At 67.7% G+C, this 20,287-nt stretch carries 2 protein-coding genes; both read left to right on the top strand.

Annotated elements, in window-relative coordinates; genetic code table 11:
- Window positions 1-102 precede the first annotated feature (102 nt).
- Window positions 103-3,687: a condensation domain-containing protein gene (locus HV711_RS26795; RefSeq protein WP_035483698.1), complete on the top strand. Its 3,585-nt coding sequence runs from the start codon at window positions 103-105 to the stop codon at window positions 3,685-3,687.
- A gap of 115 nt (window positions 3,688-3,802) precedes the next feature.
- Complete coding sequence (locus HV711_RS26790) at window positions 3,803-20,152, top strand: non-ribosomal peptide synthetase (RefSeq protein WP_175145344.1); 16,350 nt, start codon at window positions 3,803-3,805, stop codon at window positions 20,150-20,152.
- The last annotated feature ends 135 nt before the right edge of the window (window positions 20,153-20,287 follow it).

Genomic DNA, 20,287 nt, shown 5'->3' with positions numbered 1-20,287 from the left:
TAGGCAAACGCAGATGCGTGCGACGGCGGCGCGCTGCGCGCCGCGCTTTGCGGCCTTGGGCGATGACAGCCGCGCGGCGCGCGGCCAATCTCGGAGGTGGGGATGTCTGTTACCAATACGCTGCGCCAGGATGGCGCGGACATGCATGCGACGAATCGTGTCGCACAGAACCATGCGTTAAGCGGCGCCGCGTCGCTCTTTGAGGCGCCGCACGAAACCGCGGCGGCGCCCGCAACGGATCTCGTTTCGGCGATGAAGCGGCATGTCCGCGCGCGCGCCGATCAACTGGCGGTGCGCTTTCTCGCCGACGGCGACACCGATGCCCACGAGCTGACTTACGCGGCGCTCAACGCACACGCCCGGCGGCTTGCGGCTGTCTTGCGCCGACATGGCGCGCCGAACGACCGCGTACTGCTGATGCTGCCGAGCGGGCTCGATTACGTGGTGTCGTTCTTCGCCTGCCAGTATGCAGGGATGATCGCCGTGCCGGCGTATCCGCCAGAAGCGCTGCAAAGCGGACATGTCGAACGGCTGCGGCGCATGTCGGACGATTGCACCGCGCGCATTGCAGTGGTGGAAAACGCATCGCAGGCGTCGCTGCGCAAGTGGAGCAGCGAGCTTGATCTCCACGGCGCCGCCTTCGTGTCGCCGGACGAAGGCAGCAGCCACGAAGGCTTTTGCATCGAACACGCCGAGCCCGACGCCATCTCGTTCCTGCAGTACACATCCGGTTCGACGTCGTCGCCGAAAGGGGTAATGGTTAGTCATGCGAACGTATGCGTGAACGTCAGCGCGATGTCGCGCGGCATGGGTTGCCGTGCCGGCGATCGCATGTTCTCCTGGCTGCCGCTCTATCACGACATGGGGCTGATCGGTAGCCTGCTGATGCCGGTGCTGTGCGGCTTCCAGGTCACGTTGATTTCGCCGCTGCATTTTCTGGAGCGCCCCGTGCGCTGGCTCGCCGGCATAGCACGCGAGCGCGCGACGGTAACCGGTGGACCCGATTTCGCCTATCGGCTTTGCACGGACCGCGTGCGCGATGCACAGCTTGCGGGACTCGACCTGTCGTCGCTGCGCGTGGCGTTTTGCGGCTCCGAGCCGATTCGCCAGACGACGCTCGACGGCTTCGCAGCGCGCTTCGGCGCCCACGGCCTCGATCCGCGCGCGATGTACGCATGCTATGGGCTTGCCGAGGCGACGCTGTTTCTCACGGGCGTCGAGGCCGGCTCGGGCGCGCCGCACACGCGTTTCTCCGCATCCGCGCTCGCGTTGCGCCCGCCAGTCGCGCGGTCTGTGACCGATGACAGTGAAGGCAAAGCCGTTGTGGGTTGCGGTGTGACTGCGTTCGGCCACGAGCTTGCCATCGTCGATCCGCAGACAGGCGAGCGCTTGCCGGATCGGCACGTCGGCGAAGTGTGGTGCGGCGGGCCGAGTATCACGCAGGGTTACTGGGAAAATCCGCAGGCGACGGCCGCCGTGTTTTTCGCCGACACACCCGGTTTTTCGGGGCGCTGGCTGCGCACAGGCGACCTGGGTTTCATCCATGACGGGCAGTTGTTTTTTTGCGGACGCCGCAAGGACATGATCGTGTTGCGCGGCGAGAACGTATACCCGCAGGATCTGGAAACTGTGCTCGCGGATCGCGTGGAATGGCTGCGCCGCGGGCGCGTCAGCGTGTTTCCGGTCGAGGCGGCCGACGGCGCGAAAGGCATCGGCGTGGCTGCGGAAGTGCCGCGCGGCAGGGCGCGGCAGGTGGCGCCGGAAACGATTTATAGCGCGATTGCGGCGGCGCTCGGCGACGCGTTCCGATACGAAGCCGCGTTGATTCTCCTGCTCGAACCCGGTGATTTGCCGCGCACGTCCAGTGGCAAGTTGCAGCGCAGCGCGTGCCTGGTCGCTTGGGAAAGCGGTGCGCTGGTGCCGTTCGCGATACACGACGCGCGGTCCGAAAGGCCGCACGCTATTGCCACACGTGCGGTCGCGCAACACATGAGCGGCGAAGCCTTGACGCCGACCGCGGAAATCGTCGCGCAGGTGTGGAGCGAGGTGCTGGACGTGCCGGCACCGTGCGCGTCGGACGATTTCTTCGCGCTCGGCGGCCGTTCGCTGCTGGCGGCGAAGGTTGCATCGCGTCTACGGGAGCGGTTGGCGTGCGAAGTACCGGTTGGCATGATGTTTAGTCATACGAAGCTTCTGAGCCTCGCGGCCGCATTGGATCTGCGCCGCGCGGCGTCGGCAGAAAACTGCGCGGCTATTTCGGCGCTCGTGCGCCGCGCTGAAAGCGAGCGTGTCGCGGCTCCGCTGTCGTTGCCCCAGGAGCGTCTATGGATGCTGTGGCAGATCGACCCGGACAGCCCCGCCTATAACATTTCCGCCGCGCTTTCGTTAACGGGTCCGCTCGACGCCGACGCCGTCAAAAGCTCTCTCCATGCGCTCGTGCGTCGCCATGAAATACTGCGCACGCGCTTCGACGATACCGGTGGCGCGCCGCGCCAAATCGTTGCGCCCTTGAAGGAAACGGGCGACCTGCGCGCCGCGTGGCACTGGGAAGTTGCCCTCGCACGCGGCATTAGCGACGAAGCATTCGACGCGCAGCTGCGTGTGCGTGCCCGCGAGCCGTTCGATCTGACGCGCGGGCCGCTCTTTCGCGCGACGCTGTTCGTTCGCGACGACGAGCGACACGTGCTGCATTTCGTGATGCATCACATTATCGCGGACGGGTGGTCGATCAATGTGCTGCTGCGCGATTTCTCTGCGGGTTATCGCGCCGCGCGGCGCAGCGGCGCCGCCCTTACCGGTGCACCGCCGGCACTCGCGGTCCAGTACGGAGACTACGCTGCATGGCAGCGCGAGCGCTTTTCCGTAGACGGCGGCGCCCGGCTCGACGCACAGCTCGACTATTGGCGGGATCGTCTGGCCGGTTACGACGCCTTGCTGGATCTCCCGACCTTGCACGAACGCGGCCGTCGCTATGAGCCTCGCGCCGAACGCATCGACGTGCGCATTCCCGTCGCGCTCGCGAGCCGCCTGGCGTCGCTCGCTCGCGCGGAGAACGCCACGTTGTTCATGGTGCTGCTCGCAGCCTTCGCCGCGCTGCTCTCGCGCTATAGCGGCGCGCAGGACGTGGCGATCGCGGTGCCGGTCGCCGGCCGCGACCGGCTTGAAACCGAGGAGCTGATCGGCTTTTTCGTCAACACACTCGCGGTGCGCGCGTCGGTGCAGAGCGCGATGCCGTTCGCCATGTTGCTGCGCGAAATCCGCGAGCACAGCATCGAGGCGCAGGCGAATGCCGAGGTGCCGTTCGAACGCGTGGCGGCCGCGCTGCAATCGGGCCGCCGCGCAGGCGGCAGCCCGCTCGCACAGATCAAGTTCGTACTGCACGACGCGTTCGACACGGTGCTCGATCTCGACGGCGTGCAGTGCGCCCTCGTCGACGCGGACGCGAGCGACGCACGCTTCGAACTCGCGCTCGACGTGCTGCGCGAGGACGCGGGCGGATTGCGCTGCGTGTTCGCGTACGCCGCCGAGCTTTACGACGACGTGTTCGTCGCGCAATTCGCGCGGCACTACGTCGAGCTGCTCGAACAGATCACCGACGCGCCGCTGTGCACGATCGGCGAATTACGGCTTGACGACGATGAAGCGGCCGGCGGCAGCGCGCCTGTCGCGGGAGCCGATGCGCTGTAGCGCGCCGCAGTCGTCAGGCCGCCAACATTGCCACCGAGATCGCCACCGACACCGAAACACACGGCCCGCGCGTCTTCGCACGGCCGTCAGACACCTGGATCACACCACGCACACCATGCAAGCCATCCATTTCGACACCGACTTTCTGCCTGCGCGCGTCGCGCGGTTTGCCATCGAACGGCCGCACGCCGTTGCGCTCGTCGACAGTGCAGGGCCGCTCTCGTGGCGCGATGTGTGGGCGTGGTCGGGGCGGCTTGCCGCAGCGCTTGTCGACGCAGACGTGCGGCCAGGCGATCGCGTGGTGCTCGCGTTGCCGCGCAGCGCGGCGTTCGTCGCGTCGATTCTCGCCGTCTGGCGCGTGCGAGCGTGCTACGTGCCGCTCGACCCAGCGTTGCCCGAGGCGCGTCTGCGCTGGCAGGCCGAGGACTGCAGCGCGCGCGTAGCGGTGACGCTTGAGGCAACGGAGTCTGCGATGCACGCCCGCACGCCTGCGTGGCTGCCCGAAGGTGCGGCGGCACTGAACCCCCATGCGTTGCGCGTAGTCAGCACGAGCACCGCGGCCGCCGATCAATGCGAAATCGTTGCGGATACACAAGCCGACGACGCGATGTTCGCGTGGCCCGCCTACGTGATCTATACGTCGGGCTCCACTGGCCGCCCGAAGGGCGTCGTGCTCAGCCACGGCGCGCTCGCCGCGTATCTGCGCGGCGTCTCGGAGCGCCTGCCCGACGGCATTGCAAGCGCGGCTTATCTGTCGACGCCCGCCGCCGATCTCGGTCACACGTCCTTGTTCGGCGCGCTCTGGCACGGCTGGACGCTTCATCTGATCGACGCGGAAACCGCCGCCGATCCCGACGCGTTCGCCGCCTACATGCACGCGCATGCCGTCGATCTGCTGAAGATCGTGCCGAGCCACCTCGACGCGTTGTTGCAGGCGCAGCGGCCTGAGCGGGCGTTGCCGCGCCGGTGTCTCGTGATGGGCGGGGAACCCGCGCCGACGCGTCTCGCCGAGCGCATTGCGACGTTGCGTCCCGAATGCGGGTTGATCAATCACTACGGACCGACCGAGACGGCTGTCGGTGTGCTCACGCGTGGCGGCGCGCAAAGCCGCACGGCGACTCTGCCGCTCGGCAAGCCCCTCGCACACGTTGACGCACGTATCGTCGATGCGCACGGCAACGCGGTGCCGAAAGGCGCGGCGGGCGAGCTGTGCATCGGCGGCGCGAGTCTCGCCGATGGTTATCTGAACCGGCCGTCGCTGACCGCTGAACGCTTCGTGCCTGATCCGAATGGCCACGGCGCACGGCTCTACCGGACGGGCGACCGAAGCCGCCGTCTGCCGGACGGTGACTTCGTATTCCTCGGGCGCCTCGACGATCAGGTGAAGATTCGCGGCTTTCGCGTCGAGCCCGAAGAGATCGCCGCGCGCCTGCGCGCCGAGCAAGGCGTGCGCGATGCCGTAGTGATCGCGCATGCAGATAACGAAGACGCGGCGCCGCGCCTCGTCGCCTGGCTCAGTTCCGGCGAGTCGCTCGACGTCGACGCGATCCGTGCGCGTCTTGCCGCGGAACTGCCCGACTACATGGTGCCGACGTCGCTCCAGGTGCTGCCCGCGCTGCCGCTTACCGCGAACGGCAAAATCGACCGTGCCGCGTTGCCGGTGCCGCAGCACGACAAGGCGGCGCATGCCGCGCGCGTGGAACCGCGCAACGACGCCGAACGCACGCTTGCCGGCATCTGGAAGCTCGTGCTCAAACGCGAGGACGTGGGCGTCACGGACAATTACTTCGAGATCGGCGGGGATTCGATTCTCAGTCTGCAGATCATTGCGAAGGCGCGCGCCGCGGGGTTCAAGCTCACGCCGAAGCAGATGTTCGATTACCCGACGATCGAGGCGGCGGCGCGCGTTGCGGTGGCGTTGCGGGCAACCGCTGCGCCAATGGCCGCAGCACAACATACGCATTCCTTTTCACATAATTCGTCATCCATAACATCTCGCGACGACGCTCTCTGGTTAGAACAGGCCGGCGTCTCGCGTGATTCGGTCGATGCCGTCTATCCCGCCACGCCGATGCAGCAGGGCCTGCTGTTTCAGGGAATGCTCGACGGCGAGCCGGGCATGTACGTATCCCAACTACGCCTGACGATTGACGCGCTGAACATCGATACGATGCGCGCGGCCTGGCAGGCGGTGATCGCGCGTCATCCGGTCTTGCGCACGCGCTTCGTATGGCCGGCCGGCGGCGAGCCGTTGCAGGTCGTCGAGCGGGAGGTACGCATGCCGTTCGACGTGCATGCCGGCAGTGTGCCGGTTGCAGCGGCGACCGCGTCGTCCGACGCGCAGTATGAGGCGGGCTATGACGCCGCTCGCGAGGCGCTCGTCGCGCGCGGCTTCGAGCCGGGCGTCGCACCGCTGATGCGCGTCGATGTATTTGAGCGTCCCGACGGCGCGCACGACCTTCTGTGGACTCATCATCACGCGCTGACGGACGGCTGGAGCACCGCCCAGGTCGTGACCGAAGTCGCGCGCACGTATGCGGCGATGGAAGCGGGCGGCGCTGGCGATGCGTCGCCCGGCGCGCCTTATGGCGATTACGTCCGCTGGCTGCGCCGCCAGTCCGATACTGCGCCGTTCTGGAGCGCACGGCTCGCCACGCGCGAGGACCCGGTGCGGCTCGCCGATGCGCTCGGCAGTCTGATGCGGCCTTCGCCGGAGGAGGGCGCCGTGGGGGCCGTGGCAAAAGCGCTGATTCGCGAGATCGACGGAGCCTCGCACGCGCGCCTGAAACGCGCCGCACAGCGCGCGCAAGTCACACTGAGCACGCTCGTGCAGGCAGCGTGGGCGCTCGTGCTCGCGCGTTTCTCGGGGCGTACACAGGTCGCGTTCGGCATGACGGTGTCAGGCCGTCCTGTCGAGTTGCCGGATGTGCAATCGATGGTCGGGCTCTTCATCAACAGTCTGCCGCTGTGGATCGACGTCGAATCTCATGCGCCGGTGCGCGCGTGGCTTGCCGCGCTGCAGCGGCGTAACGTGGAGTTGCGCGACGTCGAGCACACGCCGCTGGCGAGCTTGCAGCAATGGGCAGGCGCGCGCGTCGATGCACTGTTCGACAGTCTGATCGTGTTTGAAAACTATCCGCTCGACGACGCACTCGGTGTGCTGTCCGCCCGTGGCGGCGTCCCGCGCGTGCGCGCCGTGGAGACATACAACCGCAGTCACCTGCCGTTGATGCTGGTTGTCGCGCCTCGTCACGTGGGTGGCGGCGACACGCTGAGGCTCGAGTGGCATCGGCATGCGGCGCACGTGTCGGCGGACGGATTGACTCTTGTGGCAGCCTATTTCGAACAGATGCTGGATTGTCTTGCGACCGCGCTCGTCGACAGCCATAGATCCGATGTGCGGGTGCGCAATCTGCTAATTGATCGTACTCCGAATTTAAATGCGGCGCGCGCGGCCGCCTTTGCCTACGAGCCGATCACCGCGCGGATCGCGTTGCGGGCGCGCGAGCGGCCGGATGCGGTTGCACTCGTCGATGGCGACGAGCATGTCACCTATGCGCAACTCGATGCATGGTCCCGCGCGATTGCACATGAGTTGAAGCGCCGCGGCGCGAGCGCGGAAGTGCGCGTGGGCGTCGCATTGCAGCGCTCGGCGGCGCTCGTCGCATCGCTGCTCGGCGTGCTGCGCGCGGGCGCGGCCTATGTGCCGCTGGATCCTTCGTATCCGGCTGAGCGCCTTGCGCATATCGTCGACGATGCGCAGTTGCGGCTGATCGTCGCCGATGCGCCGAGTCTCGCGCAGCATGCGGCGCTGTTCGGCGCGCGGCCTACGCTCGATGCTGTGGCGTTGCGCGATACGGCGCGCGGTGAGGAGCCACGCGATGCCGAAGCTGATCCGCAACCGCATCCTCAGCAGCTCGCCTACGTGATCTACACATCCGGCTCCACGGGCGTGCCCAAAGGCGTGGGGATCACGCACGAAAACGTCGCGCGCCTCTTCGACGCCACACAGTCCCACTTCGCCTTTAGCGCGACGGACGTCTGGACACTGTTCCATTCGTACGCCTTTGACTTCTCCGTGTGGGAAATTTTCGGCGCACTGGTGCATGGCGCGCGACTTGTCATCGTGCCGCACTGGAGCACGCGCGAACCGGCTGCCTTTCATGCGCTGCTGCGCGAGCAGCGCGTGACGGTGTTGAACCAGACGCCTTCGGCCTTCACGCAACTGACGCAGGCCGACGAAGGCAACACGCTCGCGTCGCTGCGCGCGGTGATCTTCGGCGGCGAGCGTCTGGAGCCCGCGTCGCTCGCGCGATGGGCGGACGGCGCGCGTCGCCAGCGCGTGCTGCCGGCGCTCGTGAACATGTACGGCATCACTGAAACGACGGTGCACGTGACGCATCGCGCGCTGGATGAAGCGTCGCTACGCGAGGCGCGCAGTGTGATCGGCGCGCCGCTCGACGACCTCACGCTGCACGTGCTCGACGCGGATCTGAACCGCGTGCCGTCGGGTGCAGTGGGCGAGCTGTATGTGGGCGGCGCGGGGCTTGCGCGCGGCTATCTCGGCCGCGCGGCGCTGACGGCGCAGCGCTTCGTGCCGGACCCGCATGGTGCGCCGGGTGCACGCCTGTATCGCTCGGGCGATCTTGCGCGGCGCCTGCCCGACGGCGACCTCGAATACCTGGGCCGCAACGACGACCAGGTGAAGATCCGGGGCTTTCGCATCGAGCTCGGCGAGATTCAGGCGGCACTGCTGGCCCACCCCGAGGCGCGCGATGCGGCTGTGCTCGTGTCCGGCGATGTGAACACCAGCGCGAGTGACCGGCGCCTCGTCGCCTACGTGGTGCCGCGCGGCGAACCGCATACGGGCGATCCCGCGCGCTGGCAGGCGTGGCTCGCTGCGCGTCTGCCCGCGCATATGGTGCCGTCGTCGTATGTGGAACTCGAGCGCTTTCCGCTGACGCCCAACGGCAAGCTCGATCGCCGCGCGCTGCCTGCGCCGGAAACGGTGGCGAACGCGGTGGGCCGTGCGTCCTACGCGGCTCCGCGCGACAAAACGGAAGCGCGAATTGCCGCGATCTGGCAACAGGTGCTTGGGGTGGAGCGCGTCGGTGCGCTCGACGATTTCTTTCAGCTCGGCGGACATTCGCTGCTGGCCGTGCGTGTCGTTTCCGCAGTGAGGGCGGAGTTCGGCGACGCGCCGGCATTGCGCGCGGTGTTCGAGCATCCGCGGCTCGACGATTTTGCACGACTGTTGCGTGTGCAGGCGGAACAGGCAGACGAAGCACAAGGACACCTAAGCACTAACGCCATCCAACGCGCACCTGGGGCCGCTGCCGCTCAGGTCGACCTGAGCGCATCGATTCCGCTGTCGCCGTCGCAACAAAGCTTGTGGTTCCTGTGGAAGCTCGACCCGCGGAGCGCGGCATATCACGTCAACGGTGCGCTGCGTTTTGACGGCCGCCTCGATGTCCGCGCGCTCCGTGCCGCATTCAGCGCGCTGGTCCAGCGGCATCCGGCATTGCGCCTGCGTTTCGGCGAAGTGGAGGGCGTTCCGTTTCAGCGCATCGACGCAACGAGCGGCAGCGAAATTCGCGTGATCGAGCTGCCTCGCCGCGCTCACGATACCAACGCGAGCGACGAAAACCCGGATGAAGCGCTTGCCGCGTGTCTTGCCGCGCTCGTGCGCGTGCCCTTTGATCTGAACGGCGAGCCGCCGATACGCGCGACGCTCGTGCGCGTCGCCAACGATCGTCATGTGCTGCATCTGGTACTGCATCACATCGTCAGCGACGACTGGTCGGTGGGCTTGTTGTTCGCCGACTTTGCGCGTCTCTATCGCGAACATTGCGCGGCGTGCGGTATCGGTTCAGTCGAAGCGGCCATCGACGCTACGCATGTCGCGGCGACCGCGGCGACCGCGTACCGCGAGCTGATCGCCGCGCGCGCGGCGCAACTGACGCCGGAGCGCGAGGCCGCTCAACTCGCGTGGTGGCGCGCCGCGCTCGCGACCGACGACGAGTGCCCCGCCACACTCGCGTTGCCCTACGATCGCGTCCGCAGCGGCACGCGCCGTGCGGCTGGCGCGCGCCATCGCACGCGTGTTCCGGGCGGCACAGCAAATGCGCTGCGTGCGCTCGCGAGTGCGCATCGCGCGACGCCTTTCATGACACTTCTGGCCGCATTCGGCGCGTTGCTCTACCGATATTCGGGCCAGTCCGACATCCGCCTCGGCGTGCCGCTCGCGGGTCGCGAGCATCCGGGCGCGGCAAATGTCGCCGGCTTTTTCGTCAATACCGTAGTGGTGCGCACCGCACCGCGCGGCGAGATGCGTGCAGTGCAGCTGATCGACGAGGTGCGCGAGCGGCTGCTTGGCGCCTACGCAAACCAGGAGGTGCCGTTTGCGAGCGTCGTCAAGACCGTGCAGCCTGAGCGCGAGCTGACGCAGACGCCATTGTTTCAGGTGCTCGTGAATCAGCAGCAGCGCCACGATTTGACGACATCGTTCGGCGACGAGGTGCGCGTGTCCGTGCAGGAAGTCGACAACGGCGAGGCGCAGTTCGACTTGATGCTGAACATCGCAGAGACGGCTGACGATGCGTTCGATCTGACCTTCACGTACGCGACCGATGTGTTCGACGCGTCGACCATCGAACGGCTCGCACGTCATTTCAACGGATGGCTCGAGCAGTGGGCTACGGCACCGGATGCGCGAATTGCGTCGTTTCAGTTCGGAGAGCTAAGCGAGCGGGCAACGCCTTCTATGCCGGCTGCCTTTGCCTATGAGCCGATCACCGCGCGGATCGCGTTGCGGGCGCGCGAGCGGCCGGATGCGGTTGCACTCGTCGATGGCAATGAGCATGTGACCTACGCCCAACTCGATGCATGGTCCTGCGCGATTGCACATGAGTTGAAGCGCCGCGGCGCGAGCGCGGAAGTGCGCGTGGGCGTCGCATTGCAGCGCTCGGCGGCGCTCGTCGCATCGCTGCTCGGCGTGCTGCGCGCGGGCGCGGCCTATGTGCCGCTGGATCCTTCGTATCCGGCTGAGCGCCTTGCGCATATCGTCGACGATGCGCAGTTGCGGCTGATCGTCGCCGATGCGCCGAGTCTCGCGCAGCATGCGGCGCTGTTCGGCGCGCGGCCTACGCTCGATGCTGTGGCGTTGCGCGATACGGCGCGCGGTGAGGAGCCACGCGATGCCGAAGCTGATCCGCAACCGCATCCTCAGCAGCTCGCCTACGTGATCTACACATCCGGCTCCACGGGCGTGCCCAAAGGCGTGGGGATCACGCACGAAAACGTCGCGCGCCTCTTCGACGCCACACAGTCCCACTTCGCCTTTAGCGCGACGGACGTCTGGACACTGTTCCATTCGTACGCCTTTGACTTCTCCGTGTGGGAAATTTTCGGCGCACTGGTGCATGGCGCGCGACTTGTCATCGTGCCGCACTGGAGCACGCGCGAACCGGCTGCCTTTCATGCGCTGCTGCGCGAGCAGCGCGTGACGGTGTTGAACCAGACGCCTTCGGCCTTCACGCAACTGACGCAGGCCGACGAAGGCAACACGCTCGCGTCGCTGCGCGCGGTGATCTTCGGCGGCGAGCGTCTGGAGCCCGCGTCGCTCGCGCGATGGGCGGACGGCGCGCGTCGCCAGCGCGTGCTGCCGGCGCTCGTGAACATGTACGGCATCACTGAAACGACGGTGCACGTGACGCATCGCGCGCTGGATGAAGCGTCGCTACGCGAGGCGCGCAGTGTGATCGGCGCGCCGCTCGACGACCTCACGCTGCACGTGCTCGACGCGGATCTGAACCGCGTGCCGTCGGGTGCAGTGGGCGAGCTGTATGTGGGCGGCGCGGGGCTTGCGCGCGGCTATCTCGGCCGCGCGGCGCTGACGGCGCAGCGCTTCGTGCCGGACCCGCATGGTGCGCCGGGTGCACGCCTGTATCGCTCGGGCGATCTTGCGCGGCGCCTGCCCGACGGCGACCTCGAATACCTGGGCCGCAACGACGACCAGGTGAAGATCCGGGGCTTTCGCATCGAGCTCGGCGAGATTCAGGCGGCACTGCTGGCCCACCCCGAGGCGCGCGATGCGGCTGTGCTCGTGTCCGGCGATGTGAACACCAGCGCGAGTGACCGGCGCCTCGTCGCCTACGTGGTGCCGCGCGGCGAACCGCATACGGGCGATCCCGCGCGCTGGCAGGCGTGGCTCGCTGCGCGTCTGCCCGCGCATATGCTGCCGTCGTCGTATGTGGAACTCGAGCGCTTTCCGCTGACGCCCAACGGCAAGCTCGATCGCCGCGCGCTGCCTGCGCCGGAGGCGGTCTCTCATGCTACGCAGACCGTCACCGCATCGACGCCGGCGGAGGCCGCATTGCTATCCGTGTGGCGCGCAGTGTTGCGCCGCGACGATATCGGCGCGAACGACAATTTTTTCGTGATCGGCGGCGATTCCATTTTGAGCCTGCAAATCGTGTCGAAAGCGCGTGATGCCGGCTTGCACATCACGCCCCGCATGGTGTTCGAAGCGCCGACCGTGCAACAGCTTGCGCGCGCGGCGCAACCGCTGCCGGCGGAGTCTGCCGCGTCATCGTCCATTGCAGCGGCGGCGCTGCCGCGTGCCGATGGTCCCGCGTCGTCCGATGCATGGCGAGCGCTCGGCCTCGCCCCCGAGCATATCGAAGATGTTTATCCGGCGACGCCGCTGCAGAGCGGCTTGCTTTACCACACGCTCGCGGAGGCCGGGCAGGGCGCTTATCTCAACCAGATGCGCGCGACGCTCTCGGGTGCGCTCGATGTCGCCGCGATGCAGGCTGCGTGGCAGGCTGCACTCGAACGTCATGCGATTTTGCGCACGCACTTTGCGTGGCAGCACGGCGGCGCGGTCATGCAGATCGTTCATCGGAAGATCGCGCTGCCGTTCCAGGCGCATGACTGGTCCGCTGCGGCGGATTACGATGCGCGCCTTGCCCAATGGCGCACGCACGATCTCGCGGACGGCATCGCGCCGGACACGGCGCCGCTCATGCGGGTCGCGCTGTTCATCCGCGATGCGCGTACCGCCGACCTCGTGTGGACGCATCATCATCTGCTGCTCGACGGCTGGAGCGTGTCGCTGCTGTTCGCCGAAATTCTGCACGACTATCGATCGCGCATGGGCGGCACGGCTGCCGTGTTCAACGCGGCACCGCCGTATCGCCGCTACGTCGAGTGGATTCGCGAGGCGGCCGACGATCCCGCGACCGAAGCATGGTGGCGCGCGTGGGCCGCGCGTGCCGACGATCCGACAACGCTCATCGCAAGTCTCGGCGAGCCACGCGCGGACGAACCGGGCGCCCATGCGCGGCGCCGCGCGCTCGATGAGGCACTTGTCGCGCGCTTGCAGGCCACAGCACGTCGTCACGAGATTACGCTCAACACGATCATGCAGGGCGCGTGGGCCGTGCTGCTCGCATGCTATGGGCATCGGCGCGGCGTGGTCTACGGCACCACGTTCGCGGGACGGCCTGCGCATCTGCCGGACGTCGAGCGAATGCCCGGGCTTTTCATCAATACGCTGCCCGTATGCGTCGATGTCGATGCCAACGCCGAGCTCGGCGCATGGTTGCGCAAGCTGCAAGGCGAGCTGACGGAGCTGCGCCAGTACGAACACACGCCGCTCGCGCGCGTGCAGCAATGGAGTGGACGCAGCGGCGATGCATTGTTTGACAGCATCGTCGTGTTTGAAAACTATCCGGTCGATGCCGTTCGCAACGGCGACGCGAGCCTGAAGGTGGAGGCCGTCGACTCCGTCGATCCGACGCATTACCCGCTGGCGCTCGCGATCATTCCGCGCGGGCGGACGCTTGCGCTCGAATGGGCGTGGAACGGCGAGCGGATCGATCGCGACACAGTGGAGACAATTGCATCGCAGTACGAAGCAGTGCTGACGCAGATGGCAGAGGGCGTGCAGCAGCGGGTCGGAGCGCTGAAGCTGCCCATGCAGCGTGAAGCGAAGCCGCTGCAGAAGTATCCATTCGAATCCCTCGGGATGGCACTGGCAGCGCAGGCGAGGCGCACGCCGCAGGCGCTGGCGCTGTGCTGTGAAGATGCGTCGCTCACCTATGCGCAGCTGGATGTGTGGTCATCGGCCCTCGCAGCACGGCTCATCGCGCGAGGCGTGGGCGCGGAGCGGCGCGTGGGACTGTGCGTCGCGCGCGGGCCGGCGCTGATTGCGGCGCTCGTCGGGATCATCCGCTCGGGTGGCGCGTTTGTGCCGCTCGATCCGGAGTATCCGGCTGCGCGGCTCGCGCAGATGATCGACGATGCGGGCATTGTGCAGGTGGTTGCGGACGCATCCAGTGCCGGACGCGTTGCTGGCGTGCTGGCGCAGTGTGAAGTGGTCGACGTCGGCTCGATGGCAGGGGTGGTAGCTTTGGGGTCACCGGCGGATGCAGCGCGCCACACCGACCTCACACTCCACCCCGAGCAGCTCGCCTACGTGCTCTACACCTCGGGCTCGACCGGCCGGCCCAAGGGCGTCGCGGTGAGCCACGGCGCACTGTGGACCCATCTGCAGGACTTCCTCGCGACTTACGGCATCAACGAAGCGGACACGGTGCTGCATTCGTCGACGATCAACTTCGATGTGGCGCTGCACGAAACGCTGCCCGCGCTGCTGCGCGGGGCGACGGTGGAAATGCGCGGGGTGCAGCCATGGGATCTGCAAACCTTGAGCGAGCGGCTGGTAACACGCCGCGTGACGTTCGCGCGCATTCCGACGGCGCTGTGGCAGCAGTGGCAGCGCCCTGCGCCGCCGCGCGAACAGCTCGCGCTGCGTCAGGTGACGGTGGGCGGCGAGGCACTGCCGGGCGATGCGCTCGCACGCTGGCGCGACGGGCCGCTCGCCGACATCCGGCTCGATAACCTGTACGGCCCGACCGAGACGACCGTGGCCGCGCTGTACCGCCGCACCGAGGCCGCGGACGTGAACCAGGTGACGGTGCCGATCGGCCGTCCGTATCCGGGGCGAACCGCGCGCGTGCTGGATACATTCGGCGATGAAGCGCCGGTGGGTGGCCTGGGCGAACTGTGCATCGGCGGGCCGACGGTGGCGCGCGGCTATCTGGGGCGCGCGGGGCTCACCGCTGAGCGCTTCGTGCCGGACCCGTATGGCGAGCCGGGCGCGCGCGTGTACCGCAGCGGCGACCTGTGCCGGATGCGCGCGGATGGCACCGTCGAATTTCTCGGAAGGCTGGACCAGCAGGTGAAGCTGCGCGGGCAGCGCATCGAGCTGGGCGAGATCGAGGCGGTGCTGCGCCAGTGCGAGGGCGTGCGCGAGGCCGCGGTGATGGTCGTGGGCGAAGGGCAGAAGCAGCGGCTCGCGGCGTATGTGGCGGTTGGTGGTGAAATAGCAGACGCCAGCGCAGCAGCTGCGCCCACGCCCGACGCCGCCCACCTGCAACGCGAACTCGAACAGAAGCTGCCGGGCTACATGGTGCCGTCGTCGGTGACGGTGCTCGCCAGGCTGCCGTGGATGCCCAACGGCAAGCTCGACCGCGCGGCGCTGCCGGCGCCGCAGGCCGAAGCACGCGAGCGCGTGGCGCCGTCCAACGAAGTCGAATCCGCGCTGCTGTCGATCTGGAGCGCCGTGCTCGGGCGTGACGATCTGGGGGTGACGGAGAACTTCTTCGAGGCGGGCGGCGATTCGATCCAGAGCCTGCAGATCATCGCGCGCGCACGCGAGGCGGGCTGGCGGCTCACGCCGCGGCAGATCTTCGAGCATCCGACGGTGGCCGCGCTCGCGCAGCGCGCGCAGCGGCTGGATGCACCTGGCGCTCACGCACCCGACGACGGCGCTGCACTCGGCTTGACGCCGATCCAGCGGCTGTTCTTCGAGCGCTATCCGCACGGGGAATCGCACTGGAACCAGGCGGTGCTGCTGAAGGTGAAGGGGCGGCTCGTGCCCGAGGCACTGGAGCGTGCGGTGGCGGCGCTGGAGGCGCGTCACGATGCGCTGCGTTTGCGGTTCGTGCAGGAGGCAGGGGCGTGGCAGCAGGTGGCTGACGCTGCGCACACCTCGCCGACGCCGCAGACCGCGGTCGTTCGCCATGAAACGCCCGGCTCGTTAGCGGACCTGAAGGCGGCCTGCGAGCGCATCCAGTCGAGCCTCGATATCGTGCAGGGACCGGTGTGGCGCGTCGGCCACTTCGAGACACCGGACGAGACGCGCGTGCTGATCGCGATTCACCACCTGTCGGTGGACGGCGTGTCGTGGCGCGTGCTGCTCGAGGAGCTGCAAAGCGCGTACGAGCAGGCCGAACGGGCTGAACCGATCCAGCTCCCCGCGCCGTCGATGCCATGGCGTGCGTGGGTGCGGGCGCTTCATGACTATTCTCGATCAGAAGCTGTGCAGTCCGAAGCAAGTTGGTGGGAGGACGCGCTGAGCGGGGCTCAGGCTGCGTCGGGACTTCCGTTGCGCCCGCCTGCCGGCACGCGGGTGGCCGAAAGCGGCACGATAGACTGGGCACTCGATGCAAGCCGCACCCGCGACCTGTTGCACAACGCGTCGCGTGCCTATCGGACGCGGGTCGACGAACTGCTGCTCGCCGCGCTCGCGCAGGCGCTCGGCGCATGGAGCGGCGCGGCGGAAATCGCCGTGGAACTGGAAGGCCACGGCCGTGAGGACGTGATCGACGGCGCCGATCTGAGCCGCACCGTGGGTTGGTTCACCACGCGTTTCCCGGTCGCACTGCCCGCCGCATCGGCGGCGCCCGGTGACGCGCTGGTTGCGGTGAAGGAGCGCGTGCGCGCTGTACCGAACAAGGGGTTGCATTGGGGATTGCTCGACGCGAGCCGCATGCGGCCGCGTCCCGCCATCAGCTTCAACTATCTGGGGCGCTTCGATCAGTCGTTCGACCCGGCGTCGCGCTTCGCTTTCAGTTCCGAGGACGCCGGCAGCAGCTACGGCGAGGGCGCGCGCCTCGACTATGCGCTCGACCTGAACGGCATCGTTACCGGCGAAACGTTGCTGCTGCGCTGGCGCTACGACCCGGCGCGAATCGACCGCGAAAACGTCGAGCGCATCGTCGCGGCCTTCGGCCAGCAGGTCGACGCGCTGATTGCGCACTGCCTTGCTGCGCCGCCGGGCGCGACGGCTGCGGACTTCCCGCTGTCGGGCCTCGATCAGCGGCAGTTGCGTGGGTTGAATCTGGCGCTTGGCGGCGTCGCCGATATCTACCCGGCTACGCCCCTGCAGCAAGGGCTGCTCTACCACAGCGAACTGCATCAGGGAGAGGGCGTCTACGTCAACCAGGTGCAATTGACGCTCGATGGCCGCCTCGATGCGACAGCACTGCGCGCTGCGTGGCAGGCCGCCGTGGCGCGGCACGACATGCTGCGCACGCGCTTCGAGTGGCGTCATGGCGAGTCTGCGCTGCAGATCGTGCAGCGTGAGGCCGTGCTCTCTTTCACGGTGCACGACTGGCGCAGTGAAGAGGACTACGATGCATGTCTTGGCAGGTGGAGATCGGCCGATGTCGCCGCGGGTATCGATCCGTCGCGCGCGCCGCTCATGCGCGTGAATGTCTTCCGGCGTCCGGATGGCCGCTTCGATCTCGTGCGCACGCATCACCACGTGCTGACGGACGGCTGGAGCGGAGCACGGCTTCTCGCCGAAGTGTTCGACGACTACGAACGTACATTGGGCGTTTGCGCGCATCCGGCGCAAAGCACGCCGCCGTCATACCGGCGTTATGTCGAATGGCTCGCGGCGCAGCCCGATCCGCGCGAGTGGTGGATGAGGCGTCTCGAAGCTGCTGACGATTTCGGCACCCTGACGGCGAGCCTCGCCGCGCCGCGCGACACAGCGGCGAGCGCAACCGCGGCTGAACTGTCGAATCTACCGTTAGCCGCGTCGCGCAGGATCGCGCTCGAACTCGACGCGACGCTCGATGCGCGAGTGCGCCGTGCCGCCCAGCGGCATCGCGTGACCCTGAATACGCTGATGCAGGGGGCGTGGGCCGTGCTGCTGGCGCGATTGAGCGGCAAGGCTTCCGTCGCGTTCGGCGTGACGGTAGCCGGACGCCCGTCGTCGCTGCCAGGCGCAGACGAAATGTTTGGACTCTTTATCAACAGTTTGCCGGTATTCGCGACGGTGCCCGCTGACATGAGCGTGCCGGCGTGGCTCGGCGCATTGCAGTCATACAACCTGCAGATGCGCGAGGTGGAACATACGCCGCTCGCGTCGTTGCAGCAGTGGGCGGGCCGCAGCGGCGACGCGCTGTTCGACAGCCTCATCGTCTTCGAAAACTATCCGGTCGCCACTCGCGCGGCACCCGCGGAGGCCGGCGCGCTGCGTATCGACCGCGTGGATTCGGTCGAGCGGACGCACTATCCGCTGGCGCTCACGATTCTGCCGGCCACGCGCATCCAACTGCAGTGGCAGTGGGACCGCCGCCGTCTCGCGCACGCGCAGGTGGAGCAGTTGCAGCGGCACTACCTTGCGCTGCTTGAGCAACTCGCCGATGAAGGAGAGTGCGCGCCGCGTTTCGTCGGCGAACTCGCGGTGCGGCGCAGTGGCTTGCCCGCGGAGCCGTTGGCCGCGTCGCTGCCCGCATGGCGCGCGTGTCACGAGCGCTTTGGGGTTGAAGCGGCGCGCGTGCCGCAGCGGATCGCGGTCCGGCAAAACGGCGAGGCGTTCGACTACGCGACGCTCGCTCGCTGGTCCGCGGCAATCGACGCGCGCCTGCGTGCGAACGGCGTCGCACGGGAAGAGCGCGTTGCGGTCTGCATGCGCCGCTCGCCGGCGCTGATCGCAAGCATGATCGGGGTGTGGAGGAGCGGCGCGGCTTATGTTCCCCTCGACCCCTCGTTCCCGCCTGGGCGTCTTGCCGACATGCTGGACGACGCAGGCGTGACGCGTGTCATCGTGGATGAGGAAGGCCGCGCACGGCTCGGCAGCGTGCTCGACAGTCGCATTGTGCTGGAAGCGGGAACGGTGCAAGCGGTGGGAGACGCACAAACCCTTTCGGGTAATGCAGCGAGCGCAGCATTACCCGCGTTGCCGTGCGACGCATCGCAACTGGCTTATGTGATCTATACCTCGGGTTCGACTGGGCGGCCCAAAGGTGTCGCGGTTTCCCACGGCGCGCTGGCGCGGCTGCTCGCGAGCGTCGGCATCGCGCCGGGACTTAATCAGGATGACATACTATTGTCGGTCACCACGCCGTCGTTCGATATTTCGCTGCTCGAGTTCTGCCTGCCGTTGACGAGAGGCGCGTGCGTGGAGCTGGCCGACGCGCAGACGGTGGCGGACGGCGTCGCGCTAGCCCGGCTGATCGACGAAAGCGGCGCCACATTCGTGCAGGCGACGCCCTCGGGCTGGCGTCTTCTGATCGCAGCGGGTTGGCGCGGGGCGTCGCGCGGAAGGCTGACCGGCATTGCGGGTGGCGAGCCGCTGCCTGCCGACCTGGCGGCGCAGCTTGCGAAATGCGGCGTCGAATTATGGAATCTGTACGGCCCCACGGAGACGACGATCTGGTCGAGCTGCGCCCGCGTGTCGCAGGACCGCCCCATCACCGTAGGCCGCGCCTTGCATGCGAACGTGCTGCGGATCGTCGACGCGAGCGGGCAGTTGACGCCGCAAGGCGGCATCGGCGAGCTCTGCATCGGCGGAGACAATCTCGCGCGCGGTTATCTGGGCCGCCCGGGCCTCACTGCCGAGCGCTTCGTGCCGGACCCGTACGGGCCGCCTGGCGCGCGCCTGTATCGCACTGGCGATATGGGCCGCGAGCGGCTCGACGGCGAATTCGAGTGTCTCGGCCGCATCGACCAGCAGGTCAAACTGCGCGGCTACCGCATCGAACTCGGGGAGATCGAGGCGGCACTGCGCGGCTGCGACGGCGTGCTCGACGCGGCGGTTGCGCTGGCACCGGGCGCGGGCGATGCCGGGGCGAAGCTCGTCGCGTATGTCGTTCCCGAGGCCGCAGGCGAAGCGCATGCGCTGCCCGCCGGCTGGCGTCAGGCGCTGGCCGCGCGTCTGCCTGGCTACATGATTCCAGCTGCGTTCCATGTGACCCGCGCATTGCCGCGCACCGCGAACGGCAAGCTCGATCGCAACGCGCTCCTGCGTTTCGAGGCGATGCCCACGGCAGACACCGCATGGGTCGAACCGTCGGGCGAAACGGAAACGCTGATTGCACGGCTTTTCGGCGACGTGCTCGGGCTCGCGCGGGTCGGCGCGGACGACGACTTCTTCGCGCTCGGCGGACATTCGCTTGCGGCCGTGCGCCTCGTCGCGAGATTGTCGGAGCAGCTCGGCCGCAAGGTCGCGCTGGCCGCGCTGTTCGACTGCCCGACGCCGGCACTGTTGGCGGCGTTGCTTTTTCCCCGTGTCGAAGACGAGGCCGGGCGCGCGGTGTCGCCGCGTGGAGTGACGGGTGACGAGTTGCAGGCGCTCGATGAGTTGTTCGATGAGCTTGAATGAAATTGGCGCGCGGAAGCTGGCTTGTGTCGATGCCATGTGTATGGACATCGATCCCGGCGGCTGTCCGCGTTGCTTTGCGTCGCTTCGATCAAACACGAATACTGCGCGCCGCGGCAAAGCACGCTCTGACCGCTA

It is taken from the genome of Paraburkholderia phenoliruptrix, from assembly GCF_902859825.1.
Taxonomy (GTDB): domain Bacteria; phylum Pseudomonadota; class Gammaproteobacteria; order Burkholderiales; family Burkholderiaceae; genus Paraburkholderia; species Paraburkholderia phenoliruptrix.
The sequence above is the reverse complement of the archived record's forward strand: the minus strand, read 5'-3'. Positions and strand labels throughout refer to the sequence as shown.

Bases quoted from the DNA above. Each gene is read 5' to 3' on its own strand.
- HV711_RS26795 (WP_035483698.1), top strand. From the start codon at position 103: ATGTCTGTTACCAATACGCTGCGCCAGGATGGCGCGGACATGCATGCG.
- HV711_RS26790 (WP_175145344.1), top strand. From the start codon at position 3,803: ATGCAAGCCATCCATTTCGACACCGACTTTCTGCCTGCGCGCGTCGCG.